The organism is Candidatus Lernaella stagnicola (assembly GCA_030765525.1).
Lineage (GTDB): Bacteria > Lernaellota > Lernaellaia > Lernaellales > Lernaellaceae > Lernaella > Lernaella stagnicola.
Genome location: JAVCCK010000034.1, coordinates 105,497 through 131,901 on the forward strand (window position 1 = coordinate 105,497; position 26,405 = coordinate 131,901).

Annotated in this window: 18 protein-coding genes and 1 tRNA gene; 14 read left to right on the forward strand and 5 right to left on the reverse strand. The window is 60.5% G+C overall.

What is annotated here, in order from left to right:
- Positions 1 to 12: 12 nt before the first annotated feature.
- Together P9L99_15240 and rimO are read left to right on the forward strand one after the other, a co-directional pair.
- On the forward strand, positions 13 to 990 hold the full coding sequence (locus P9L99_15240) for a 2-hydroxyacyl-CoA dehydratase (protein ID MDP8224713.1): 978 nt from the start codon (positions 13 to 15) through the stop codon (positions 988 to 990).
- Positions 987 to 2,348 (forward strand): 30S ribosomal protein S12 methylthiotransferase RimO, encoded by a 1,362-nt coding sequence (gene rimO, locus P9L99_15245; GenBank protein MDP8224714.1) that lies wholly within the window; start codon positions 987 to 989, stop codon positions 2,346 to 2,348. Before P9L99_15240 ends, rimO begins: the two co-directional genes overlap by 4 nt.
- Here the strand turns inward: rimO and P9L99_15250 are convergent.
- From P9L99_15250 to P9L99_15260, 3 genes are all read right to left on the reverse strand, one after another.
- A complete protein-coding gene (locus tag P9L99_15250) occupies positions 2,337 to 2,669 on the reverse strand; it encodes a hypothetical protein (GenBank protein MDP8224715.1) in 333 nt (110 codons plus the stop codon). The two genes, rimO and P9L99_15250, sit on opposite strands and share 12 nt — an antisense overlap.
- Entirely contained in the window at positions 2,657 to 4,735 is a 2,079-nt protein-coding gene (locus P9L99_15255; GenBank protein MDP8224716.1) for a S8 family serine peptidase, read from the reverse strand. The genes P9L99_15250 and P9L99_15255 overlap by 13 nt, the downstream gene beginning before the upstream one ends.
- Positions 4,736 to 4,801: 66 nt before the next feature.
- Positions 4,802 to 5,314, reverse strand: a complete 513-nt coding sequence (locus P9L99_15260) for a hypothetical protein (GenBank protein ID MDP8224717.1) — start codon at positions 5,312 to 5,314, stop codon at positions 4,802 to 4,804.
- A 205-nt stretch (positions 5,315 to 5,519) separates the two neighbouring features.
- Here P9L99_15260 and P9L99_15265 point away from each other — a divergent pair, with 205 nt between their 5' ends.
- From P9L99_15265 to P9L99_15305, 9 genes are all read left to right on the forward strand, one after another.
- A complete protein-coding gene (locus tag P9L99_15265; GenBank protein ID MDP8224718.1) occupies positions 5,520 to 6,323 on the forward strand; it encodes a PspA/IM30 family protein in 804 nt (267 codons plus the stop codon).
- Positions 6,324 to 6,478: 155 nt separating this feature from the next.
- Positions 6,479 to 7,465 (forward strand): sensor domain-containing diguanylate cyclase, encoded by a 987-nt coding sequence (locus P9L99_15270; GenBank protein ID MDP8224719.1) that lies wholly within the window; start codon positions 6,479 to 6,481, stop codon positions 7,463 to 7,465.
- Positions 7,466 to 7,633: 168 nt separating this feature from the next.
- Positions 7,634 to 8,083, forward strand: coding sequence for a twin-arginine translocase TatA/TatE family subunit (locus tag P9L99_15275; protein ID MDP8224720.1), 450 nt, complete (start codon positions 7,634 to 7,636; stop codon positions 8,081 to 8,083).
- Positions 8,080 to 8,910 carry a twin-arginine translocase subunit TatC gene (tatC, locus tag P9L99_15280; GenBank protein MDP8224721.1) on the forward strand — a complete coding sequence of 277 codons (831 nt, stop codon included), beginning with the start codon at positions 8,080 to 8,082 and terminating at the stop codon, positions 8,908 to 8,910. The genes P9L99_15275 and tatC overlap by 4 nt, the downstream gene beginning before the upstream one ends.
- A gap of 99 nt (positions 8,911 to 9,009) precedes the next feature.
- Complete coding sequence (locus P9L99_15285; protein ID MDP8224722.1) at positions 9,010 to 10,044, forward strand: polysaccharide biosynthesis/export family protein; 1,035 nt, start codon at positions 9,010 to 9,012, stop codon at positions 10,042 to 10,044.
- 3 nt (positions 10,045 to 10,047) lie between these two features.
- The gene (locus P9L99_15290; protein MDP8224723.1) at positions 10,048 to 12,372 is read left to right on the forward strand and encodes a polysaccharide biosynthesis tyrosine autokinase; all 2,325 of its coding nucleotides are present in this window, start codon (positions 10,048 to 10,050) and stop codon (positions 12,370 to 12,372) included.
- Between the two features lie 2 nt (positions 12,373 to 12,374).
- Positions 12,375 to 13,595: a glycosyltransferase family 2 protein gene (locus tag P9L99_15295; protein MDP8224724.1), complete on the forward strand. Its 1,221-nt coding sequence runs from the start codon at positions 12,375 to 12,377 to the stop codon at positions 13,593 to 13,595.
- Positions 13,582 to 15,048 carry a radical SAM protein gene (locus tag P9L99_15300; GenBank protein ID MDP8224725.1) on the forward strand — a complete coding sequence of 489 codons (1,467 nt, stop codon included), beginning with the start codon at positions 13,582 to 13,584 and terminating at the stop codon, positions 15,046 to 15,048. The genes P9L99_15295 and P9L99_15300 overlap by 14 nt, the downstream gene beginning before the upstream one ends.
- Entirely contained in the window at positions 15,045 to 16,064 is a 1,020-nt protein-coding gene (locus P9L99_15305) for a glycosyltransferase (GenBank protein MDP8224726.1), read from the forward strand. The genes P9L99_15300 and P9L99_15305 overlap by 4 nt, the downstream gene beginning before the upstream one ends.
- A gap of 51 nt (positions 16,065 to 16,115) precedes the next feature.
- Here the strand turns inward: P9L99_15305 and P9L99_15310 are convergent, their stop codons facing one another.
- Together P9L99_15310 and P9L99_15315 are read right to left on the reverse strand one after the other, a co-directional pair.
- The gene (locus tag P9L99_15310; protein MDP8224727.1) at positions 16,116 to 16,541 is read right to left on the reverse strand and encodes a hypothetical protein; all 426 of its coding nucleotides are present in this window, start codon (positions 16,539 to 16,541) and stop codon (positions 16,116 to 16,118) included.
- Positions 16,542 to 16,753: 212 nt separating this feature from the next.
- Positions 16,754 to 22,699, reverse strand: a complete 5,946-nt coding sequence (locus P9L99_15315; GenBank protein ID MDP8224728.1) for a radical SAM protein — start codon at positions 22,697 to 22,699, stop codon at positions 16,754 to 16,756.
- A gap of 364 nt (positions 22,700 to 23,063) precedes the next feature.
- Between P9L99_15315 and P9L99_15320 the strand changes: the two genes are divergently transcribed.
- From P9L99_15320 to P9L99_15330, 3 genes are all read left to right on the forward strand, one after another.
- Positions 23,064 to 23,136: transfer RNA gene (locus P9L99_15320), tRNA-Thr, on the forward strand.
- Positions 23,137 to 23,240: 104 nt separating this feature from the next.
- Positions 23,241 to 25,634: a PBP1A family penicillin-binding protein gene (locus P9L99_15325; protein MDP8224729.1), complete on the forward strand. Its 2,394-nt coding sequence runs from the start codon at positions 23,241 to 23,243 to the stop codon at positions 25,632 to 25,634.
- Positions 25,631 to 26,401, forward strand: coding sequence for a tetratricopeptide repeat protein (locus P9L99_15330; protein ID MDP8224730.1), 771 nt, complete (start codon positions 25,631 to 25,633; stop codon positions 26,399 to 26,401). Before P9L99_15325 ends, P9L99_15330 begins: the two co-directional genes overlap by 4 nt.
- Positions 26,402 to 26,405: the final 4 nt, after the last annotated feature.

Sequence of the window (26,405 nt, forward strand, 5' to 3'; positions counted from 1 at the left end):
GCCGACAGGCTTATGACCAAACGAATCGGCATCACTACCACTGTTCCTCACGAAATCATCGTTGCCGCCGGATACGTTCCGGTCGACCTGAACAACGTGTTCGCCGATGACGCCGACTCGGAGGCGATGGTGGCAAGCGCCGAAGACGAGGGCTTTCCGGCCGGCGTCTGCGCGTGGATCAAAGGCTTGTACGCCGCGATGCGGGCCGGGCGGGCCGATGCCGTGGTCACCGTCGTCAACGGCGATTGTTCCAATACCCAATCCTTGGCCGAAGTATTACGGCACCGCGGCATCGAGACGATCCCTTTTTCCTTCCCCGCCAAACCGCAACCGGATCTGGTCGAGCGGGCTCTACAGGATTTCGCTGCCGAACTCGGTACCGAACTGGCGGCGGCCGAGCGCGTTCGCCGGGACTGGCAAGACATTCGCCGAAACCTAGCCGAGTTGGACCGCCTCGCGTGGCGCGAAAACAAGATTACCTCCGCCGAATTGCACCACTGGTTGCTTTCCTCCAGCGACTTCGGCGGTGACGCGAATGCGTTTGGCCGCGAACTTGACGCCTTTCTCGACGACGCCCGCCGTCGGCCGGCGCAACCTGTCGCGCTTCCCCTTGCGCTGCTGGGGGTACCGCCGATTTTCACCGACCTGTTTGCGCGCCTCGAGGAGCGCGGCGCCCGCTTCGTTTTTTGTGAGGTGCCGCGGCAGTTCTCCATGCCGTATGAATGCCGGGACCTGGTCGAGCAGTTCTGCCGGTACACTTATCCCTACGATCTCAACCACCGGCTTGATGACTTGTTACCGCAACTGGCCGAGCGGCGCGTCGCCGGCGCGGTGCATTACGTGCAAGCCTTCTGCCACCGGCAGATCGATCACATTGTCATCAAGGACAAATCGCCGATTCCCGTCTTGGCGCTGGAGGGCGACCGCCCGGGCACCCTATCTGGGCAGGCGGTCACGCGCCTCGACGCCTTTCTGGAGATGCTCGCGTGAGTGGCAAAACGTTTCGCCTCACCAGCCTGGGCTGCGCGAAAAACCTCGTCGATAGCGAGGGGCTCGCGGCCTTGTTGGTACGGGCCGGTTGGCGTCTGGTAGACGACGGCCCGGTCGATTTGGTCGTGGTCAACACGTGCAGTTTCGTCGAGGATGCCGCGCAAGAATCGGTCGATACGCTGCTGGCCGAGGTGGAGCAGAAGCGGGCCGGGCAGACGAGTCGGCTCGCGGCGGTGGGGTGCCTGCCGCAGAAATACGGTGACGAACTCGCCGACGCCATGCCCGAGCTCGATCTCGTGCTCGGCACCGGGGACCTAGGTTCGATCGTTCGCCGCCTCGAGCATTTGATCGACACCAACGAGCGGGAAATCGCCGTCGGCCCGCCGTCCGCGGTGTACGAGGAATGGCCCGCCCGTCTGCGGTCGCAGCCCGCGCACCGCGCCTATCTGAAAATCGCCGAAGGATGCGACAACGCCTGCGCCTTCTGCATCATCGGGCGCTTGCGCGGCCCCTTCCGCAGTCGCGCGCCTGAAGCGATTTTGGCCGAGGCGGCCGACCTGGGCGCAGCCGGCGTCGTCGAACTCAATTTGGTTGCGCAGGATTTGACGCTTTATGGGCGCGACCTCGCCTCCGCGACAACGTTGGCCGAACTACTGCCGCGCCTATCCACCGCCGTGGACGACACCGCTTGCCGCCGCTTGCGATTGCTCTATTTGCACCCGGCGCGGGTCGAGGAAAACCTGCTGCGAGTGATCGCCGAGACACCGCGGGTTGTCCCGTACCTCGACATGCCGCTCCAGCATGTCAGCGACCGCGTTTTGCAGCGGATGGGTCGGCCGCAGAACGCCGCCGATTCGCGCCGTGTTGTGGAACTGGCCCGCCGCCTGGTGCCCGACGTGGCGATCCGCACGACCTTCCTGCTCGGTCATCCCGGAGAGAGTGAGGACGACTTTGCGGCCTTGCTCGATTTCGTGGCGGAGTATCGTTTCGAACACCTCGGCGCGTTCGCGTGGTCGCCGGAAAAAGGCACCGTGTCATATGAACAGGACGATTGGGTCGAAGCCGAATTGCGGGCCGAAAGGGTGGAGCGATTGATGGAATTGCAGCAGGGCGTCAGTCACGAACGGTTGCGCGAGCGGATCGGTGGCGTAGTGGAATTGTTGGTCGAGGAGGTGCTCCATAAGCACGATGACGAGGCCTATTCGCACATCGGCCGTCTACCGCAACAAGCGCCCGAAATCGACGGCGTCGTGTACCTTCGCGCGCCCCGCGAAGAGGCGTGCCGACCCGGGGACATCGTTCGCGCCGTTGTGACCGATGCCCACGACTACGATCTGTTCGCCGATCTACTCGCCTGATCCGCAGTCCTCGAGACACAACGCCAACGAAGTGCAGAGCCCCTTGTTTTCGAACACGCAGTCATCGATGCAGGCCCAGTCGTAGAATTGGTCATCGCGGCAGTAGGTGCGCGCGTCGCCGCGGTCCGGGTGCGCGCCGTCGTGGAGCGGCAAGTTCGTGTCGCAGTCGTCGTAGATGATTTCGACCAGTTCGTCGCATTCGAGGTCAGCCACCGCGTCGGGGTCATCCTCGTCGTTGCACGCGACGGCAAACACGGCGATCAGCAGGCAGCCGATGCAGACCAGCACTCGCCGGGAAGAAGAGCCCGTCAACAGCCGCAACCTCCGTCCTCATCATCATTGTCATCGTCGTCATCATCGTCGTCGGCAGCCGGTTCGGCGGGAACAGAGTCGTCGTCGGTCGAATCATCCGGCAAACCTTCGGGCGAGACGCCCGGGAAATCTTCATCGATAAAACCGTCACAGTCCTCGTCGACGCCGTTGCCTTCTATCTCGGCCGCGCCGGGCCGGATCGACGGATTGCCGTCGGCGCAGTCGTTGCCGCCGCAGTTCGCGCCAGGGGACCCGTCGCCGTCGGCGTCACAATTTTCACTTGCCAGCGCCCATCCGGCGAGCGCGAAGGTTTGCGTGGTCGTCAGGTCGGCGGCCGAGACCCGCACCGTCCACGTGCCTGCCGCGGGCTCGACGACTGTTACGCGTTCGACGTTGTTCCGGTCATCCACGCCCGTGACGGCGAGCTGGGCAGGATCGTCGGGGTTTAGCAGCCACGGCAAATACTCCGCCTTGTCTGGGCCGATCAAGCGCAATTCCAAATCGTTGACCAAGACGCGCACCGCACTCGCGGCGGCGGCGGGATCGTTCCACACAATCGTGATTTCCAGGACCGGCGAACCCGCCTCGATCTCCACGTCAAACTCGACGAAGTCTTCTTCCGAGGTTATCTCGCCGGCGGCGAACCCGTCGAAATACAGCATCGACAGGGCCGCTGCGACGTCGATGTGTCCCCAGCCGGTTTGGAAATCCGGCCCCGCGGCTTCCACGTCACGAGCCGTGGCGATCAACAGTGTTTTGGCCAACGCCGGTGTCCACTCGACGCCCAGATCGTCGGCCGCCTGGCGCAACAATCCCACTGCGCCGGTCACTTGCGGCGCGGCCATGCTCGTGCCGCACCACATGGATCCGGCGTAACCGCCGCCCGCTATCGTGGAAACGATGTAACCCGGCTTCGGAGGCATGCAGCCGGCCGCGACGACATCCGGCTTCAAGCGACCGTCGTCCGTCGGCCCGCGGCTTGAATAATCGCTGGTGGTCAGGCCGCCGTCCGCGCTGCCCACGGTGATCACGTTTTTCGCCGTGCCCGGCGGCGGCAAGCTGTGGTAACCCTGTCGCGCCGCGATCTCGCAGTCGGACATCGAACCCATGTTCCCGGCCGCGAAGGTGACACCGAGCACCCCGCCGTGTTCGCCCATGACGGCGCGGTCGTATTCGGCCGTGAAGTCGTCGTAGCTGCCAAGGTAGGCGCAGTTGTCTTCTTCGTCGGACAGCGCGTAGACCCAGCTATTGTTGATCCAAATCGCGCCGTGGGCCGCGATATCGGCGATTTTTTCGGTCGGCCGATCGAAATCCCACGCCAGGATCGTCGCCCCGGGAGCCACGCCGCGATACAATCCGTCGCTTTCCACGCCGTCACCAGCCATCGTGCCGCATACGTGGGTGGCGTGATCGCTTGGGCCGCCGGCTGCGAAATTTCCCAGACGCCCCGCGAAATCCGCGTGCAAGACGCGCGCTTCATCGACAATCGCCAAGGTGACGTCGCGACCGGTTAGCGCCCAAGCGTCGGCGGCCTGTGCGAATTCGGCGCCGGTGATGTGGCGGATGTTGGCGTTGGCCGGTACCAAGCGCGGCGGCTGGGCCTCGATGAGCCACACGGTCGGTTCGGCGGCCAAGTCATCGCGCTTCGATCCGGTTGCGGTCACGACGGTCGATCGCCCGCGGTCGAAACGCCGCGTCCGCCATGTCGCCGGGGCGTCGTTGACTGCGCGCCGGGACATTTTCGCCGCCGGCGGCATCGGGCCGCACCACACGACTTCCGGAGGCGGCGGCGTGCTGGGCGAGGCAGCGGCGACGACGTATCCATGGGGCGGCACCGGCGCAAGCCAGATGATTCCGTCCGGCGTCTCGCCATTGCGCGGTATGTTCACCGCCCGGTTCAAACGCACGAGGAAGGGGTGACCGGTGCGGGCGAGGGCGGCCCAGCGCACTTGTCGAATTTGGGTGGATAACGCGGGAGCGTCCACGCGCGTGGCGACGAATTCAACCGCGGGCGCGGCCATCGCGGGGCAGGCCGAAAAAAGCAACAGTGCAATAATCCATTTGATCCGATTCATCGGATAATTCTAGCAGAGACGGTGACGCCGGGGAACGAAGAAGAAACGCGCGTCAAAGCGGGGCGATCACGTCGCGGGGCGGCCTTGATTGACGTCGAACTCGTACACCAGGCTGGCCTCGAAGCGATCGAGATTTCCCTGCAGGTCTTCTTCTTCGTAGTACAAGGTTAGCTGGAAGTTCAGAAAAATCGGCACGGAATTGATTTGCGGAATGTAGAACTCAAAGTCCGTCTCTTTTTCGTCGGCGTCAAACTCGACGAGATACGAATCGTCCTTGATGGCGTCCGGGTTGATCAGCTCGAAAGTGCCGAAAAGATCTTTATCCTGGAATCGGTCGTAGTCATTCAAACTCACGCGGCATTGCACACGCGAGCCGACGATGCCATTGGTATTGCTGAAGCGCGCGCGACCGATCACCGCGCTCTGCACGAAGCCGAACACGTGGTCTTGATCCACGCGCAAATTGATCTTCACCGAGTTGTCGCCTTTTTCTTCTTCGTCCTCACCATCGTCTGTGCATGCCGCCGCGAGCAGGCAACAGGGGAGAAGCAGCAAAAGTAGTATTCGGTACCAGCGCATTCCAACGCCTCCGGGTAATTCGCGTTCGGTTAGCCTTTGGTATGCCAGCACGCGATTTGTGTCAACTCGTCTATAACACGCTTGACCCTCTTTCCCCTCGTGCTTTAATGGCGGAGTCAATTCTTTCCGTGCAACAGAACGTTTGGGCCTGAGGTCTAAACTTATCGCTACGGGTGCTCCGGGCGATATCCGACAGGAGGAAATCATGTGGGAACGATTCAAACGCTGGGTGCGTAGTGTATTCGGCGGCGCCATTGATTCGATGGAAGATCCGGAAAAGATCCTTAGACAAAATATCCGGGATATGACCGATCAGATCCCCCGCATGAACGAGTCGCTGGCCATGCTCCGGGCAAACGTGACGCTCTTGGCCAACCGCGCGAAGAAACGACAGACGCTTCTGGACGGGCTCAAGGCCAAAATCAAGGCCGCGCTCCAAGCCGGTCGACGGGACATCGCCTTGACCTATGCCACCCAAATGGAACAACTCCAGCGCGAAATCGGCGGCGATCAGGAGCAGCTTCGTATCAGCGAGGAAGGATACGAAAAAGCCGTCAAGGTTAAAGAAGCCTTTCTAGCCGAGAAAAGACGCAAAATCGAAGAAGCGCAGCAGGCGATCGCCAAGCACAAACAGTCCGAATGGCAGAAGAAGGTCGCCGACGCGATGGAATCCTTCGAAGTGGCCGGTGTCGACCAAACTCACGATGAAATGATTGACCGCATCGAGCAGGAATCGGCGCTCAACCAAGCCCGCTTGGAAATGGCGCTCGACAATATCGACGTTCATTCCATGGAAATCGAACGTGAGGCCCAGGAAATCCAAGCCAATGAAATCCTAAAGCAATTCGAGATGGAGCTGGGCCTTACCGATGGCGAAGCGGCCGAAAAGACGCTCGGTCCGGGGGAGGCGGTGCTCGCCAACGTGGAAGCCGAAACCCAAGCGGAGGAAGTTGCCGTGGCGGAACCGGAGGTCGTCAAGACCGTCGGGCCGAAAAAACCGGGTGAATAGGCGGAAAACGGGGTAAAAACCGGATAAATTTGGCAAAATATGGCTGAATTTTGCGGTTTTTCGTAAAGTGCGCGAATTTTCGCTTTTTTCGTTAAAGAAATCTTCTCACTTGGCCGATTATCCAAACAGGCACTGTGCTTGAATTGGATTGGATTATGAATGCGGCTGAATTTTATAGGGGTTTCCTGCTAAACAACGGACGTCTGGTCGTGCTGGCAATGGATCCTAATCTCCAAATTGTCGAAGCCGGCCAGGGTTGCGTTCAGGCGCTAGGTTATCCCACTGAAGAACTCGTCGGCAGAAACTTGTATGAGTTTCTCGTCGCCGAGTCTCGTGATGCCACTTACCAACTCACCGATGTGGATCATTTCGCCAACGAAACCATCACCCTGCGCACGGCTGACGGCCGCAAAACGCCACTTTTAGCCTCCTTTTTCCGTGATGATAAAGGCGTGGTGCTGGTCGGCGAGGTTCTCGACCTCGATGTGAAAAATCGCGACGCCCTTCTGGAAATGCACAAGAAATCCTTCAGCCTTGCCAAGGAAATCGAAGAGTTGCGGCAACGCAACGAGAACCTGGATATGGTCAACCATTGGCTGCGCGAAAAAGCGGTGACCGATCCCCATACCGGGCTGTACAAACGCAACCACCTTGACCGACTGCTCAAAGCCGAATGGGAACGCGCCAAGCGTTACATGGCCGATCTGAGCTTCATGCTCACGGGAATCGACGGCCTGCGCGCGTTTCGCGAAGTGCAGGGAGATGACGCCGCCACCCGCGTGATGCGGGGCGTTTCGCGCGTGCTGGACGGCCGCAAGCGTCTGTTTGACATCCTGGGGCACTTCGATAACGAGACCTTCTTCCTGATTCTGCCGCACACCAATGCCAAGGGCGCGCGGGAGTTCGGCGAACGCCTCCTGCAAATGCTGCATAACCGGGAAATTCGAGCCGGCGGATACCCCTTCCACATCTTCTTGTCGATCGGGACCGCGAGCTACCACAACCGCAACTTACCGCTCAAGAGCCATGAAGAGTTGATCCATGCGTCGGTCGACTTCCTCGGCCAAGCCCAGTTGGCCGGCGGCAACCAGGTGTTCAGCCGGCAGTCGCCGCCGACGAAGTTGCGCGTCGCCAACCCCTGATCGGAACCCCAACGCGAAAACCATGTCGCCTAGCCGGGCGTATCTTCCAAAAGTTCACGCTGTTTCACCACGTTGCGGGCGCCGTGCGCACGTTGACATCCAGGGGACCAAAGGATACTTTCGCGGTCTGGAAAGCAGCCGGAAAGGGCGGGATAAAATATGTTCGGCATGAGTTTTGGCGAGATCGTGGTCGTACTGGTGCTCGCCCTGGTTGTCGTCGGACCGAAGAACCTGCCCAAGGTCGCTCGTTCCATGGGCCGGGCCTATGCCTGGGTCCGCCACCACCTCGCTGTCATGCAACGCGAAATCAACATGGAAATGCGACGCATCGACATGGAGGTCCGGGAGAGCGCGACGGAACCCAATGTCGCCGGGAAGCAGGAGGCGACGCCCGATCCGGGACCCGCCTACGACGACTCGGAGTCACCACAGCCGCCCGAGCACGACGCGAGCATATTGGAAGGCGGCGAACCGGATGATAAGCCGCCGGTGGAAATCAGCACCACCGGCAATCCACGCATTCCGCCCAGCGATCCGGACGCAGACGAAGACAAGCCCGGCCGCGCGTCCGTCGAAGATAGCGTCGCCTTCTCCGCCGGGGAGGATAGCGATCAGTGACCGACATCGGCAGCCCGCCACCGCCTCCTACAACGCCGCTCGACATGTCGCGCGACGGTACGATGGGCATTCTCGACCATTTGCGGGAATTGCGTAACGCGATTGCTTTCGCGCTGCTTTCGATTGCCGTGGCGAGCATACTCGGCATCGTTTTCGCGCACGATATCTTCCGCGTGCTGACCCTGCCGCTTATGGAGATTTACAACCGGATCGGCCACGAGCAGAAACTGATTTTCACATCGCCGCCCGAAGGATTCATCACGTATTTGAAGGTCGGTGTTTTTGCCGGTCTTCTGGCCGCGACGCCGCTCTGGATGTTTTTTATGGGACGTTTCGTGTGGGTAGGGTTGTACCCGCTGGAACGGCGATTCCTGATGGTTTTCGTCGCCGTGGGATCGTTCCTGTTTGTCATTGGCGGGGCGTTCGGCTATTTCCGGATTTTTCCATTGGGATTGAGTTTCCTGATTGAGAACTACCGCAGCGAAAGCCTGGAAGCGTTGATCAGCGCGCGGGAATATTTTTCGTTTGCGGTTCGACTTATTCTCGCTTTTGGGTTAGCTTTCCAATTGCCGCTTGTGCTCTTCCTTCTGGGTCGGCTGGGAGTTGTGACGGCGCGGGGGCTGCTGCGAGGCATTAGGTGGGCGATATTGATCATCTTTATCGCCGCCGCGGTTTTGACGCCGCCGGACGTGGTGACGCAGATCGGCCTAGGTTTACCGTTGATTTTCTTGTACCTGGCCGGCGTATTGGCAGTAGCCCTATTCGGGAAGCGTAAGAAACCGGATGAAGTGAGTGACGACGCAGCCGACGCCGAAAAAACCGCGTGATGTCAAAGGGTACGGTGTCTCGACTGACGTCGGGACGGTTTTGCATATTCGTCAAAAGCAGGTAGCATAAGCGCGAAAACAGGTGCAGACGGAGACGACTTGAAGCGACGCATTCGGCCGATCTTGGTGATAGCAGCAATCGTTTTGGCGCTCGTTTCGTGCCAAACGGCGCAAAAGAAAAACGAGTTAGTACAAACCGAACTCGCGTGGTGGGAAAATGCGCAGGCTCCCGAAGACGAGCAGGCGATCCGCGAGCGCGCCAAGGATATGCTCGACACCATCCGCAAGCGCCGCCCGGTGTACCGCATCGGCCCGGAAGATATGTTGCGAGTCGCCATTTGGAACCGCCCGGACCTGAGCAAAGAGGGCCGGGTGCGCAACGACGGTATCTTCTTCCTACCCCTGATCGGCAACATCAAGGCCGACGGCTTGTCGGTCGCAGAGCTTCAAACCGTGCTCCGCGAAAAATTCGGCCGCCTACTTCGCGATCCGCAGGTTGACGTCGAGATCATCGAATACGGCAGCAAGGTCTATTACGTATTCGGGCAGGTCTACAAACCGGGCGTGTATCCCGTCAAAGCCACCAGCTCCGTGCTCGAGGGTGTGGCCGGGGCCGGCGGCACGACCGAAAAGGCGAACCTCGGCGCAGCCTATCTCATCCGTGCCGGCACGGTTGTGCCGATCGATTTCTACCGCCTGTTCGAACGCGGCGACATCGGCCAAAACCTATTGCTGGCCGACGGCGACATCATCTACGTGCCCGACATTGCCGACTCCAAGGTGTACGTGCTGGGCGAAGTAAACGCCGCGACCGCAGTACCGATGCGCGGCACTCGCATGCGGCTTTCCGAAGCGGTCGCGATGGCCGGGGGCTTCAACGAGATCACCGCCTTCAAGCGCGGCATCAAAATCATTCGCGGCGGTTTAGGCAATCCCCGCGTGTACACGGTCAATTACGAAGACATTCGCCGCGGCAAGGTGCCGGATATCGCCTTTTTACAGAACGGCGACATCGTGTACGTGCCCGCCGGCGGGCTAACGAAATGGGACCGCGTAATGGGTCAATTGTTACCCAACTTGAGCCGCATCATCGTCGATGCGGCGGCGATCGACTCGCTGACGGGAAACCGCTAAACGATGGAACTGAGCTACCGCACCAAAGACGTGCAGATTTCCGATTACTTCCGCGTGCTCTTTCGCCGCCGGGTCGTCGTCTTGCTCACGTTCCTGGCCGTCTTCTTGTCGGTGTTGATCCACACCTTCCTCATGACGCCCATCTTCGAAGCCTTCGCCACGGTGCAAGTTAAGGAAGAGCAAACCCAGACGATGCTGCTGGGCGAACTGGGGCGCTTCGGGCGAGCCAACACCGTCAAGGCCGAGATGGAGATCATCAAGAGCCGCACCATCGCCGAAGCCGTCGTGCGCGAACTGCACCTCGACCTTTTGGTCGTCGACCAAAGCCGGGGCCTCCAGGTCGATCTGAAAAACGTCAACCTTCCCTTGGATCAGCGCGGGCGCACGTTCGACGTCGAATTCCTCAATGAGCAAGGACGCTTCGAGGTGTCCTACAAAGGCGACAAGCTCGGCGAAGGATCGCTGGAAGCCGGTTGTCACGAAAAGGAATTGCACTTCGACGTGGAGGTCGCGGGCGATCCGCCGCAAGCGGGCGACGGGTTCAAATTCGTGCAGCGCCCGTTTGCCGCGGTCGTGCGCATGGTGCAAAACAGTTTGGATGTCGTCGAGGTCGGCGACCGCACCAATATCATCAAGATATCTTATCGCAGCCAATATCGCGACATGGCGCGCGACATCGTCAACAAATCGGTCGAGGTCTACCAGCAGAAGGACATTGAGTACAAGAGCAGCGAAGCGGGCAACACGGTCGGTTTCATTGAGAGCCAGATCGAAGCGATTTCCCGCAACCTGGGCGACTTCGAGCAGAGTTTGCAGGAGTACAAGAAAGACCAGGGAATTATCGAGTTGTCCGCCGAGGCCGGTACGCTGATCGACGCCATCGCCGATTTCGAAGTGCAACGCTCCCAGTTGGAGATCGAACGCTATCGCTATGCGGCGATGCTGCAATCGATCAAAAAGTACGGTGTCGAAACCGCCTCGTTGCCCAGCCTGTCATCCGCCCAAGACACTGTTTTGACCGGACTCGGCCAGATATTGGCCGAACTCAAAAGCAAGAAGAGTTCCTTGTTGATCGAACTGAAACCCGAACACCCCCAGGTTAAAGCGGTCACGCAGGAAATCCAGGCCATTGGTTCGCAGATCGCCGCGATTCTCGCGCAAACCACCAAGACCCTGGATTCGCGGTTGACCAAATTGGGGCAGGTCATCGACAAGTACAACCAGAAAATCAGCGTTCTGCCCGCGACAGAGCGCAAGCTGGCGGAACTGAAACGCTCGACTGAAGTCACGAGTCAGATATACACCTTTTTACTGGAAAAGCAGCAGGAAGCCCGCATCGCGCAGGCGTCCGAGATCAGCAACATCCGCGTGATCGATTTGGCGGTGACGCCCAGCACGCAGATCAAGCCGAATATCCGACTCAATCTACTCCTCGGAATTGTCGCCGGGTTGTTGCTGGCCATCGGTGTCGCGTTCTTCTTGGAATTCATCGACGACTCCCTCAAGTCGATCGAGGAAGTCGAGCGCTTCGTGCGCCGGCCGGTCTACGGCATCATTCCGCGCATTCCGGATTACCGTAAGGACGAAGAAGGCGGTCGCACCGTCGCGTCGGCGCTGGTAACGCACTACAGCCCGAAGAGCCCCATTTCGGAAGCTTTTCGCACGCTGCGTACGAATATCCATTTCGCCGATCCCGACCAAAAACTGCACACGTTGCTGATCACCAGCGCCGGGCCGAGCGAGGGAAAGTCGACGATCGTTTCCAACCTCGCGCTGACCTTCGCCAACACCGGCCGCAAAACCCTGCTGATCGACTGCGACCTGCGCAAACCGAATATGCAAAACATTTTTGAGATTGAACGGGATCCCGGCCTGACCACCGCACTGCTCGGCGAAAAGCCCTGGCAGGAAGTCGTCGTAAAAACGAAGGTCGACAACCTGTTCATCATGCCCTCCGGGCCGATTCCGCCCAATCCCACGGAACTACTGGGCAGCCAGCAAATGAAAGACGTGATCGCTTTGCTGAGAAGTGAGTTCGACCTCATCTTGTTTGACAGCCCGCCGGTCATCGCCGTGACCGACGCGGCGATTCTTTCCTCGGTGGTCGACGCCACGTTCATTGTCGTCGAACTCGGCCGCAGCCGGGGCACGGCGGTCAATCGCGCGATCGGCCTGCTGGAGAAAGTCAAAGCCAACTTGCTGGGTGTCGTGACCAACAATATCTTCGCCGGCTATCGCTACGATTACGGCTATTACAGCTACTACTATTACTACGCCGACGGCGGTCAGAAAAAGAAGCGGCGGCGGCGCACGCGATACGGGTACTAGTCGTGAAGTTCCTGATCGTTATTCCGGCCCTCAACGAAGAGCAGGCCGTTCGCGCCATCATCGAACGCTGCCTCGCCGCGCGCCCGGCCATCATCGCGCAAACCCCCGTCGACGAAGTAGACATCACCGTCGTCTCTGACGGCTCCAGTGACCGCACGCCCGAAATCGCCGCCGAATACACGGACCGAATCACCCTCGTGAGCTATCGCGTCAATCGCGGCTACGGCGCGGCGATCAAGCTCGGCTGGTCTAATTCGGATGCCGAACTCGTGGGGTTCCTCGACGCCGACGGCACGTGCGATCCGCTCTTTTTCGTCGACTTGATCAACAAACTCGTCGGCGACGAACTGAATGTCGTGCTCGGTTCACGGATGGGCGAGGACAGTGAAATGCCCAAAGTGCGCCGGTTCGGCAACCGGGTGTTCGCCGCGATCATCAACCTGATCGCCCGCGCGAAAATTTCCGACTCGGCCTCCGGGATGCGCGTGGTGCGCCGCGAAAGCCTCCCGCGTCTATATCCGTTGCCCGACGGCCTGCACTTCACGCCCGCGATGAGTTGCAAGGCAGTGCTCGATCCGCAATTGAAGATCGGCGAAGTGCCGATGACCTACGCCGAACGCCTGGGCGAATCCAAACTTTCGGCCCTCAAAGACGGCGTGCGTTTTCTACGGATCATCCTCGACATCGCCATGACGTACCGGCCCTTCCGCGTGTTCGGCGTGATCGGGATAGTTTTTTTGCTCCCGGCGCTCTTTTTCGGCGCAGACCTGGTGGCCAATTACTTCGCTTCGGGCCACGTCCCCGACGGCATGATCTACCGCGTGCTTGCCGTCGTCGTGCTCGGCTTTGCCGGTTTGCTGATCATGGGCGCCGGGATGATCGCCGAGGGCGTGGTCGAATTGCGCAATCCGTGGATTCGCCCGCACGGCGCGTTCTATCGCTTAGTGCGTCGCGTGACGCAGTCCGACGCCATGCTGACGTTGGCCGGGATCGTCCTGCTGGCGGCGCTCGTATTCGTGGCGCGACCGGCCGTTCAATACGTGCTGACCGGTCACATTGCGGCGCACTGGTCGCAAGTGGCGCTGGCCGGCGCGATGTTTTTGCTGGCCGTGCAGTTGACCGTGCTGGCGGGGCTGCAACGCATGCTCGCCACCATGCTCGCTACCGAGACCGATGACGTCGACCCTCGCTTCGACAAGGAGCAAGTGCTTGGCAAGGACTGACCGCGGGCGCGTCGCCCTTGTCAATGCGCCGTTTCTGCCGCGCTTTTCCCGCTCCCAACGAAGCCCGGGCGTCATCAAAAGCAACGTGCTCTACTACCCCTATTGGCTGGCCCACGCCGCCGCCTTGCTGCAGCGCGAAGGCTTCGTCGTCGATCTGCTTGACGCCCCCGCGCTAGGCCTCGATTCGACGCCCGCCGTCGATCACGTCGTGAGCTTTCAACCCGACCTCGTATTGGTCGAAACCAGCACGCCGTCCATCGCCGCCGATCGCGCCTACGCCGTCGAAGTCAAAAACAAGATGCCGGAAGCCGCCGTGTTCCTGGTCGGTACGCACGTCACCGCGCAGCCCATACAAACCCTGGGCGACTCGCCGCTCGACGGCGCCCTGCTCGGCGAGTACGACTTCACAGCCCTCGAACTTGCGCGCGTCGTCGTCGCCGGCGGCAACCGCGCCGACGTGCCGGGTGTGGCGGTTTGCGGCGCGAGCGGCGGCGAAATTGGCGCAACACGCGCTCTGATCGAAAACCTGGACGAACTGCCGTGGATCGCCCCGATCTACAAGCAGTTTCTGCCGATCGAGGCATACAACTTCAGTCTCGCCCATCACCCGATGGTGATGCTGATCAGCGGCCGCGGCTGCCCCAACAATTGCTTCTTCTGCCTGTATCCACAGGTGATGCACGGCCGGCGCTTTCGTGCCCGCAGCCCTGAGCACGTCGTCGGCGAACTGGAGTATGTCGCCACGCAGATGCCCGGCGTGCGGGAAATCGTATTCGAAGACGACACCTTCACCGCCGACGAAACCCGCGCCATACAAATCGCCGAACTGAAAATGCAGCGCGGCGTCAAGCTGCCGTTTTTCGCCAACCTGCGCGTCAATACCGAACCGGAGACCGTGCGCGCCCTGGTGCGGGCCGGGCTGCGCAGTTGCGCCGTGGGCTTTGAATCCGCCGGCGAAAAGGCGCTGGAGCGCATGAAAAAAGGCATATCGCTCGAGCGCGCCAAACGCTTCATGCAGATCGCCCGCGCCGAGGGGTTACTGGTACACGGCTGCTTCATGGTGGGGTTTCCGGGAGAGACGCGCGAGACCATGGCGCACACGCTACGTTACGCCATCGAACTCGAGCCTGATTCCGCGCAGTTTTATCCGGTGTTTCCGTACCCGGGAACCGAGGCGTACGAGTGGGCCGAACGAAACGGGTATCTCAGTACGCACGACTTTCGCAAATGGCTGACGCCCGCCGGCCATCACGCGGCGGTGATTGATCTGCCCGGCCTGTCGCATCAGGAGCAATGGGCGTTTTGTGAAAAGGCGTACCGGCGATTCCATTTTCGCCCGCGCTACCTGGTACGCAAACTCGTCCAGGCGATTCGGCGGCCCGCGGAAGGATGGCGAAGTCTGCGCGGATTGTTCGCGTACCTGCGTTATCTCGTTGGGCGGAGAGCGTCATGAAACGGGTGACGGTTGCCGTACTCGCTTACAACGAAGAGGCCAATTTGCCGGACCTGCTCGGCAGCTTGGCGGCGCAAACCTTACCGCAAGACCAATTCGATATTCTTATCGTCGATAACGGCAGTTCCGACCGCACGCGCGAGATCGCCGAACAGTGGCAAAGCCCCTTGAACAACCTGCGCGTGGTCGTTCAACCCGTACCGGGCATCGCCGTTTCCCGCAATTGCGCGCTGGCGGAAGCGACCACGGCGTTGATTGCGTTCACCGACGCCGATGTCATTTGTCCGCCCGGTTGGCTGCAAACGCTGGTCGAGGGTTTCGATCGGCACCACGCACGCGACGAGCATGTTGTGGCCGTGGGTGGCGGCAACACGCCCGTGTCGGGGCAGGGCGCTTTTCTCACGGCGATCGGCATCACGCTAAATAGTTTCTGGGGCAGTCACGGCAGCGTGCAGGGCATGATCTACACCGACGATCGGGACGTGGAGCACATTCCGACGCTCAATATTTGCTACGACCGGGAGCGGGTGCGCGCCGCGGGCGGGTTTGACGAAGATTTCCGCATGGTCAGCGAAGATCCGGAACTCAATCACCGGCTGACGCGCCGCCACGGGTACAAAATCGTTTTTCTCGCCGGGGCCGAGGTGGAGCACAAAATGCGGCCGGACCTGAAAAGTTGGTGGCGCAACGTGTACATGTACGGTCGCGGGCGCACGCAGATCATCAAGAAGCACCCCGATCATCTCCAGTGGAAGTACATGGTGCCGCCGGTATTGCTGGCGGTCTTGGCGTTGATCCCACTGGGATTGGTGCATCCGCTATTTTGGCTGCCGGCCGTGTATTGGATTGCGCCGCTGCCCATCGCCGCGTACTTGTGCCTGCGCGCCGGGAAACCCACGTTGACGCCGCTGGCCTACCTCATTTTGGTCGGCAATCCCGTTTTCTACGGATTGGGCATGATCCACGGCCTGTGGTTTCGCTACGAACCCGTTAGCCCGCGCTGCGTTGACCCATAAAAAAACCCCGGAGCCGCAGCCCCGGGGTCTTCGACACTTATTGTCTTAGGCTTAGCTGAACAGGTCGGTCAGGCACGCTTCGATGTCGACACAGTCGTCGTTTTCATCGATGCAGGCGTAGATATCACTGTCCTTGCCGTAATTCTCATCGCCGGCGGAGCAAGCGTCGATGACGGCGCCCAAGGCGATTTCGATTTCATCGGCATCGTAGAACGCCAGTCCGCATACATCGTACAGGTACGTGTAATTGGTGGCGCACTCGTCGTCGGTCGTGTCGTCGTCACCCGCCGTGTCGTTATCGTCGTTATCGTCGTTGTCATCGTCGTCGTCGCCGGCCGTGTCGTCATCGGCCGTGTCGTCGTCGGCCACGGTATCGTCGTCGTCGTCGTCATCGCCACAGGCAGCCATCGCGCCGAACGCCAGCGCCAACACCGTAATCAGCGCGAGCAGCAGGAACTTGTTATTAACCACACTCATTTTCGTCTCCTTCGACTAGTTTTGGAATTATCAAGTTTTTAAGCGCACCGAAGAACCCGCGTAACACGGGCATCGGCATCTTCCTCCCATTTCCTGCGGGGAGCAGCCATTGTAACCCCTTCAGACCCACTGTAAACAGCGAAGGTTCCCAATGAGATCATATTTCATGTACTTGATGAAAAACGGAGTTATCGGCAGGGGTGGGAAGGCTTCTAAACCTTTGATAATTCGCGGGATTCCTGTGATTGAAGGCGTTTACGCAATTCTTCGGTCAATCGTCCGATTCGTTCGTGGGCGCCGCGATTGTGGCCGAGATTGTCGCAGGCTTGGTAGCAGCCGATGACCGAAAAGTACGGATCCGATTTGGGTGTCGTCAGGGCTTTTCGGCGAAATTCCCGATAGGTCTCGCCGGTCCAAATCGTGCGGAAGTCGGCCTCGTGCAGGTTGCCCATGGGCAGGTCGTCGGCTTTGCAGCACGGAATGACCGAGCCGTCGGTTTTCACGCGGGCGTAGGTCCAGCCGATGGAGCAGGGGATTTTGTCCACCATTTCCGCGTCGTACCCCGAGCCTTCACCGGCCTGGATGCGTCGCAGGAACACGCCGTAACCGAGGAAGCTCAGGAATTCCACTTTGATCGCATAGCGCTCTTTGTCGATGGCGCACTGCGGATTATCGGGGCAGCGTTCGCACTCGTGACGCGGATAGTAAAAAATGAGCGCGTTTTCCACGACGTTGTCTTCTTCGATTTCCAGCCGCCATTCCTTGCGGTGACACAAGACGTCGAATCGCGTGATGTCGTCGAGTTCGTAGCGGAAGCCGCCGGGCAGCAGGCTGCGCTTGACGAAGCGCGCGAATTCCAGCCCCTCGCCGTCGGCGTCCTGTCGCTTAGCACCGCGCGTGGGGTCGAGTTCGAGGTAGTCTTCGCGCTTGGGCAGATCGTTGAGCTGCCGCACGATTTCGGCGCGATCGGCCTCGGTCAGCGCCAGCGAATCGGTGTAGCCGGGCACGATGTCGATGGGCGTGAACTCGACGTACTCGGCCAGCGATTCAACGGCGAAGGAGACCATGTTCGCCACGTCATGGGCGTTCGTGTGACAGACGACGTGGTAGACCTTCACTTGCGGTTGGAAGCTATTGCGCTCGGCTTTGAGCCGGTGCAAGAGCTGGAGAGACTCCATGATTCGGCGCAGCGTCTTCGGCTGCTGATTCGGATGCACGGCGGCGTACACTTCGGGCGATCCCGCCCACACGCTCACCGTCAGGTGGTCGACGCCCGCCTCGACCAGGCCTTCGCAAACTTTTTCCGTCAGCAACGTGCCGTTGGTGATGACGGTGCATTCCAGGCCGCGCGCTTTGACTCGGCGGATGATCTCCATGGCATCGGTGTGGCAAAGCGGGTCGCCCGCGCCGGAAAGTTGCACGTGTTTGGCGCCCAATTCGGCCGCGTCGTCGATCAATCGCAGCACCAATTCGGTGGGTAGGTGTTGCTGTTTTTCCTCGCCGGTCATTCGCCGTTCGGCGAGCAGTGGCGAGTGGTTCCAGCAGCCGATGCAATCCAGGTTGCAGAAGTTGGTCAGGTCGATCTCGAAAATTTCGGGCCCGGCCAAGACTTCCTCGCCGTCCAGAATGCCTGCCAGGGCGAGGTTGTCTTCCACAAACGCCTGCGCCTCTTGGGCGGTAAGCGCGGCTTCCTCGACGGGCGCTTCAATTTCCGGCGCCGCCTCATCTTTAACCGGTTCCGGCATGATATAGCTGCAGCCCAGGGGGCCGGCGCGGTCACCCGCCTCGGGAATGTCGGTCTTGAACGAACGCAGGTCGTTGATCTCGTCGATCAGGATTTTCATGCGCTCTTCCATCGACAGTTCGGGGCGAAACTTCTCGACGACACTCGCTTGCTTGCCTTCGGTGAGATTGGTCTCCCGCACTTCGACGTCCAACTCTTCGCAAAGCCGCAGCAGGGCGCGGATGCGGGCGTTGCGCACCGCCGGCGTGTTGGCACCGTCCAGGGACTCCCACAAGTAGTGATAATCCGTCTCCGGCAGGTGGATGCCGAACCGTTCCGGGTACACGTGCAAAGCCGTGCCGGTGATCACGTGCATCGAGTTGATGCTCTTGATCTGGCCGATCCACGCCGCATTCTCGCGGATGAAATCGAGCGTCATCTGGAAATCATCGGCGGTCTCGCCCGGGAAACCCACGATGATGAACAAGCAGGTTTTGATGCCCGCCTCATGGCAGTCGCGGATGACGCGGCGGGCTTGCTCGACTTCGAAAAAGCGCAGTTTTCCCATGCGCTTGAGCACCGTGGGCGAGCCCGATTCGACGCCCCACTGCATTTCGTAGCAGCCCGCGGCCGCCATTTTATCCAGCAACTGCCTAGTCATGCCGGGCAGGGGGATGGCTTCGCCGTTCCAGCGGAATTCCAGCCCGGCGTCGATGATCCGGTCACAGAGTTCTTCGAGAATCACCACGTCACCGTTGAGCAGGTTGTCGGCGATCGTGAAATTGCGAAAGCCGTGCGTCTCCACATGACGGCGCAGTTCGCCGAATATGTGCTTGGCGCTGCGCATGCGAAAATCGCCGCTGATCTGTTTGCCTTTGCAGTAGGTGCAGTTGGCGATGCAGCCGCGGCTCCATTCAAGGATCAGCGAATCGCCGGGGTACTGCTCGATGTCGAACTCGTCGTAAGTGGGCGGCGCGAGCGTGTCCAGGTCCATGATGGGGGCGCGCGGTGTGAAGCGGCATTCGCCTTGTTCGTCGAGAATCATCAGGCCGGGGATGTTCCGCAAATCCTCCCCGGCGCGCGTGCGTTCGACGATCTCCAGCAGCGTATTTTCACCTTCGCCGACCACGTAGCCGTCGATCAGGTCTCCGGCGCGGTCGATGAAAATTTGCCGGTATTCGGGCGTGAAGCACGCGGGACCGCCCAGGATGATGCGCGTGTCGCGATTGTGCTCGCGGAAACGCCGAATCACTTCCAGCGTGATGCGCTCTTTCGGGTCGACGACGCTGAAGCCGAGGATCGGCGGCGACAGGTCGACTAACTCCTCCACCGCTTGGTCAATTTGTCCCCGCAGACTGTGTTTGACAACTTCGAAGGTCGTGTCGTTCGACCAGAAGTTCTTGTTCTCCACGTGCCACAGCATGCGGTATATCTCGTGGACGCCGTTGTAGAACTCGATGTTGAAATCGCGCATCGCAGTGTGATAACCGCGCGCCCGCAGGAAGCTCGACAAATACGCCAGCCCCACCGGTGGGTTTTCGTAGCCCCAGGGGGGCAAGGTCACAAGCACGACATCCGGCGCCGGAGTGATTTTGCGCAGCAGGCGGTCGCGAATCTGTGTCTCGATTTTTCGAAACTCATGCCCCGGAGGCACGAAGAAATCGTAGTTGAATTTGACGTCCAGGCCCGCGACCCAAATCGCCATTTCCATCATGCGTTTTCGCCGCCAAGACGGATTGTTGTACGCCTTGTACGACCACGACTGGAAGTGCTTGCCCGGCGGCAGCAGAACGCCGTACGTGACGCAATCGCGCTCGAGCGCGCTGCCGGGCAGGATGTAGCAGGGCGTGACCTCGTCCACGTAGTCAATCGTGTCTTGAGCGTCATGCACCGCTTTGACCGTGGCGAGAAAATCCCGTTCGGTTTCGCCCGGGAAACCAACGAGCAGATTGACGTGCGTTTCGATGCCCGCCGCGTGTGCCTGCCGCAGGTTATCTAGCGCGACTTGCCCGGTGTAACCCTTGTTCATGTGCGCCAAGAGTTCGTCGGAGAAACTTTCGACGCCGAAGCGTATCTTTGCGCAGCCGCCACGGGCCAACGTTTCGAAGAACGCCGCGTCCATCTCGACTCGCGGCGCCATGCGGCAGGTCCACCGGAAGGGCCGCCCGCTGTGGGCGATGCGTTCGGCCAGTTCGCGCAAAGCGTCGAGGTCGCCGTTGGCGATCAGGTCGGTGAAGTGAAACGTGAATACTTCCCACGTGTCGTGGTGGTCGCACATTTCCGCGAATACCGACGCCGCGCTGCGTGTGCGAAAACTTCCCTCCGCCGGTTGCTCGGCGCAAAACGCGCACCGGAAGCGGCAGCCGCGGCTCATGCGGATGGGCAACACCGGGCTTTCATAACGGTCCGGGCGAAATTCGCGGAAAGTCGGGTAGCCGATCACGTCCAGGTTGCGCAGTGGTTCGCGGGGCAAGAACTCGGGTTCGCCGTCCGGCCCCACCCAGCGTGCTCCGCGCAGAAACGCATTGCCGTCGCCGCGCCGATGCCGGCGAATGATTTCCACCAGCGTTCCTTCCGGCTGACCGATCAGCGCCAAGTCGCAAATGGCTTCGGGGAACAAGTCGCGCTCGGCGTCGATGCGTGTGGGGTCACCGCCGATGATCAGTTTGCGCGCCGGGTCGCGTTCGCGGATGGCCGTCATCACATCGCGAGTGACCAGCAAGTTGCCGCGCACGAGGTGGAAGTAAACGAGGTCCCCGGACGCCGCCAGGATTTGTTCGGCGAGCTTGGCGGGCGACAGGTCCAGTTTTTTGCGGAACGCCTCGTACGCGATGGGGTTCGCCCATTGATCGTGGCGCGGTAACTCCCACAGCTTTCGATCTTCCTCCGTGGCCCGCAGGTATTCCTGAATCGACAAATCCAGAGCGAAGGCTTTGAGACTGCGCCCGGCGAGGTAGGACGCAATGGCCGCCAGTTCCAGCGGCGGGTGCGAGACGTCGAAGGGTGGGCACAGCACGAGCAGTAAGTCGTGGTCTTCGCCCGCCAGATGACTTGCCTCGTCGACAAAGCCGAGGTTGGTTTGCCGCACCGGTAAGCCGAGTCGATCCAACGCCGCTTTGACCCGCGTGAGGCGCTCGTGCCGCACTTGCGGCGTGTTGCCGTCCTGACCGATCCACGCAACTTCAAACCAGTCTGGGTCCACCGGCGGCAGAATGCCGTACTTCTCCGGCTTCTCCGCCAACACCGAATACTCGAGGATGTTGCAGGAATTGAGCACGGCGACTTCGTCGATCCACTCCGTGTTTGCTTCGACCCAAGCGATTGTTGCGTCCAAATGCGCTTCGGTCTCGCCCGGAAAACCGACGACGAAATTGACCCAGGTCGTGATGCCCGCATCCTTGACCGCGCGCAACGTGTTCGTCGCGGCCTGGGCGGTCGTGCCTTTGTTCATCCATCGCAGCACATCATTGCTGCCCGACTCGACACCCAGCGCCAACGTGTGACAGCCCGCGCGGCGCATCGCCCGGAGCGCTTCGGGTGTGAGTTTGTCGCTGATCGCCGCGTTAGCGTTCCAGCGAATGTCCAGACCGGCGTCTTCGAGCATCCCGCACAGGCTCACCACGTCGTCCACGATTTGCGTGATCTGCAGGTCGACGACCATGAAGTCGCGTTTGTCGAGTGTTTCGACGTGGTGCTGAATCTCGGCAAAAACATTTTCGGCCGACCGGCGGCGGAAACGCCCCATCAACACGCGGTCGTTGCACAGCGTGCAGCCCTTGGTGCAACCGCGGCTCATGGCCAGCGGCAGGTTGGGCGTCGCGTAGAGGGACAGGTCAAAATCGCTGAAATCGGGGAAGGGAAAATCGTCCAAGGTTTTGGCGACCGGCCGGTCGACACAAGGGCCGCCGGGCAACGCCACGCCCGCGATGTCTTCCGGCACCTCGCCGGCCACCAAGGCGCGGGCCGCTTCCACGACCGCCACTTCGCCTTCGCCGACGACAAAGGCGTCGACCAAGGCTTTCGGGAACGCGTTGCGGCTCGCTTCGCTGAACGCGCCGAGACCGCCGACGAGAATCTTGATGCCCGGCCGCCGCGCCCGCAAGCGCCGCATCAACTCGATGGTCACCGCGCGGTTGTCGCTGTGCACCGAGAAACCGGCCACCGCCGCGCCGCTTTCATCGATCTCGCGAGCCATGCGGTCAAAGGCGTCGCCGAATGCGGCGATCGTGCTGGGCACCCGGCTCTCCCAAACCCACGCGGCCTTGTGGGCCGGATCCCAAAGATGCCCCTGGCTCGCCTCAAACTCGCGATATAGCTCGATATTGAAATCACGCGCGCATACCGAAAAATCAGCGCGGCGCAATGCGGCGGTCACGCAGGCCAAACCCAGCGGCGGGCCCTCGGGCCCGAAGGGAGGCAAGATCGCTAAAAACATATCCGGTGCAGCTTTTACCATCCCACCAGGATACTTATGGCCCAACGTGCTCACAAGCGCTTTTACGGTTACAATGTGAATCGATTGTTGAGAAGATCGATCGAGGGAACCGTGGCGGAGAGTTCGCGGTCGAAATGAATGAAACGAAGTTCGAAGGGATACGTGTCGCCGAATGCCCGCGCAGCCTGCGGGCGCGGCAGCGTTGTTGGAAACCTCCAGGCCGGTGGCACGGACGGGCGGATCGGCCGGTGGAGGGCAACAATTTATCCCTGTTTGATAGTGACGAATTGCCGGGACGGGGCTGCCGTTAAGAGAGCGTAATGCTCTGGACAAGGGCGCAATCGTAAGTATAATCATCCACCGCGCCACCGTAGCTCAGTTGGTAGAGCACGCGATTCGTAATCGTGAGGTCAGGAGTTCGAATCTCCTCGGTGGCTTTCATTGTTTAAGCGGCAATGCATGCGGACAAGGGTACGGGGGGAACCAGGCACGTGACAGAAACGTCCTAGTCTGGTAGTCAAGCACGAGACAGGGAGCAACCATGGCCGGCCCCCGAACCGCAAAAAAAGGCAAGCGAGCCGCAGGCAAATCGTCCGGCGGGGCATTTGCGTCGCTGTTTAAAATCGGCGCGTGGTGGGCCTTCAACGTCGCCGTATGGACTTCCTTCATTTTGATACTCGCCGGAGGGCTCTACGCTTTTTCCGTCGACCGCGGACTGCGTGACAAATTCGAGGGCAATCGTTGGAAGTTGCCCAGCCACGTGTATTCCGACAGCTTGACGGTTCTGCCCGGCGATCTGCTTTCCACGACCGGCCTGATCGAGCGCCTGAAACGCCTCAACTATCAGGAAAAAGACACGGCGACCGAGCGTCCCGGCCAATACCACCGCGGCACCGGCACGCTGGAAATTTACCTGAACCGCTTTGACTATCCCGGGGAAGCGCGGCCGGCGCGATTGGTCAAGATGTTGCTCGGCGGTGAAGCCGTCACGAAAATCTTCGACGCCAAGACAGGCGAAGAGCTGTTTATGCTCGAAGTGGAGCCGGAATTGATCAGTCGTTTCTTCGGTCAGGTGCAGGAAGAACGGCGCATTATTCCGTACGAGGCGATCCCGAAAAGTCTCGTGTGGAGCGTGGTCGCCGTCGAGGACGCCGCCTTTTTCGAGCACCACGGCATCAATTTCAAAGGCATCACGCGGGCGGTCGTCAAGGGCATTCTGCGTTTCAGCTTCCGCGAGGGCGGCAGCAGCATCACGCAGCAGTTGGTGAAAAACCTATACCTCTCGCCCGAGCGCACGATCAGCCGCAAGCTCAAAGAGGCGGTGATGGCGATCGTGCTGGAGATGCATTACCCGAAGGAAAAGATCTTCGAGGTGTACATCAACGAGATCTACTTCGGGCAGTCGGGCAGCGTGTCGATATGCGGCCTGGGCGAAGCGGCGAAATTCTATTTCGGGAAGGACGCCGAGGATATGACGCTCGCCGAATCCTCGCTGTTGGCCGGGTTGATTCGCAGCCCCGCCGGTTACAATCCGCGCAAGCACGTGGAACGGGCGAAGATCCGCCGCGACTACATCCTGGATCGACTCGCAAAAATGCCGCAGGCGATACAGGAACTGGGCGTCACAGTGCAGGATCTCGACGACGCCAAGCTGCAGGATTTGGTGGTCAGTCGCCATTTGCCGCCCAGCACGATCGCGCCGTACTTCATTGCGTTTTTACGGCAGCAGCTCAATCGCACCTACGGCGAGGACGTGCTGCAAAGCGTCGGATTACGCATTTTCACGACACTGGACGCCGCCGCGCAACAGAACGCGGAAGGCGCGGTGGACCGAACGCTGAAAGAATTGGAAACGAACAACAAGCGGCTCCAGGTGACCGACAACAACCGCTTGCAGGCGGCCCTGGTCGTGCTCGAACCGTCGACCGGCTACGTGCGCGCGATGGTCGGCGGCCGCAATTTCGTCGAGTCGCCCTTCAATCGCGCCGTCCAGATGCAGCGTCAGGTGGGCTCGACGTTCAAGCCGATCGTGTATACCGCGGCGTTTCATCGCGCCTTCGAAGAGCGCGGCTTTGAATTCACGCCGGCCACGATCATTGAAGACAAGCCGTTGTCGATCACGTCGGGCGGCCAGAAGTGGAAGCCGAATAACTTCGACCACAAATTCGAGGGCAACATCACCGCGCGGCATGCCTTGGAGCAAAGCCGCAACGTGCCCACCGCGCGTGTCGGTTTGATGGTCGGTATCGACAACGTGATTCGCACGGCGCGCGATATGGGCGTAACCGCCGACCTGCCGCCGTACCCGGCTCTGTCGTTGGGCATCGCGGAAATGAGCCCGTTGGAACTCGCCAGCGTATACGCCACGTTGGCCAACCAAGGTTACTACAACGCGCCCATCGCCATTCGCGACGTCGTCGACCAAACCGGCGCCGTGCTCGAAAAGCGCAGCGTTAAGCCGCGCCGTGCGGTGCCGCCGCAAGTCGCTTACCTCACTACGCACATCCTGGAGGGCGCCATCAATCGCGGAACCGGCGCCGGAGTGCGACGCCTTGGTTTGAAGATCGCCGCCGCCGGGAAAACGGGCACGACCAATGACGCCAAGGACGCTTGGTTTGTCGGTTACACGCCGAACATATTGGCCGCGGTGTGGGTCGGTTTCGACACCGATCGTAACGTTGGGCTGACCGGCGGGCGTGCCGCGCTGCCGATCTGGACCCGTTTCATGCTAGACTTCACCCGCGGGAAAGACGTCGGCCGCTTCGAAACGCCGCCGGGCATCGTGTTCCGGAAAACATGCCAGAAATCCGGCTTGCTGGCGCATTACAACAGCCCGGACGTCGTCGACGAAGCTTTCGTAGAGGGGACCGAGCCCACGGAGGAAAGCCGTCTTTTCCGCGACGAAGTGCTGGACTTTTTCAAGAAGAGGAAATGACCGTGCAGATACGCTTGGTGCTTATTTCAATCGTGGTCCTAACACTGGTTTTCGGTGGGGCCGCGTGTACGGTCAAACGAACCGGAGCCAACATTGGCGAGGCCGATTTGGACGACGAAGCCACGCCGCAACCCGCAGATCCAAAAACTGCGACGCCGGCCACTCCCTCCTTCGAGGACCCGCTGGCCCGCATATTCGAGGACGATACCCGCGACCCGGAAATTGACGAACGCGATTTGCCGGTCGATCCCGACCCGATCCCCGACGTTGCGCCGCCGATGCGCGAACCACTGTCCGAGCAAGGGCCGCTGGCGACGGTTGATCCCCACCGCGAACGCTCGGCGTTGAACGGGCACGGAGGCACTTCGCAACGCAAGGCGGCGCTGGCCCTGACGCGCGACGGTCGCTCCTTGTTGCAGCAGGGTAACAACTACTTGGCGGAGAAACGATTCGAGCGCGCACTGTCGATCGACCCGCAAAGCGGCCAGGCCTATCTAGGTTTGGCGGAAGTTCGTTTTCAGGAAAAGAAATGGGGGCAGGCGGCCGACCTGGCCACGAAGGCGGCGCTGCGGTTGCGGAAGGAAAACTATTTTCGTTCCCGCGCGCATCTGCTCGCCGCGAAAGCGATGATCAACACCGACCGTCCCGGCGGCGCCTACAAGCAAGTTCAATTGGCTCTTAAAGTCGATCCCGACAACCGTGAAGCGGCGTTGCTCAAATACCGGCTTGAAAAACATTTGGGAATCCAAGCGCCCCTAACCAATTAGCGGC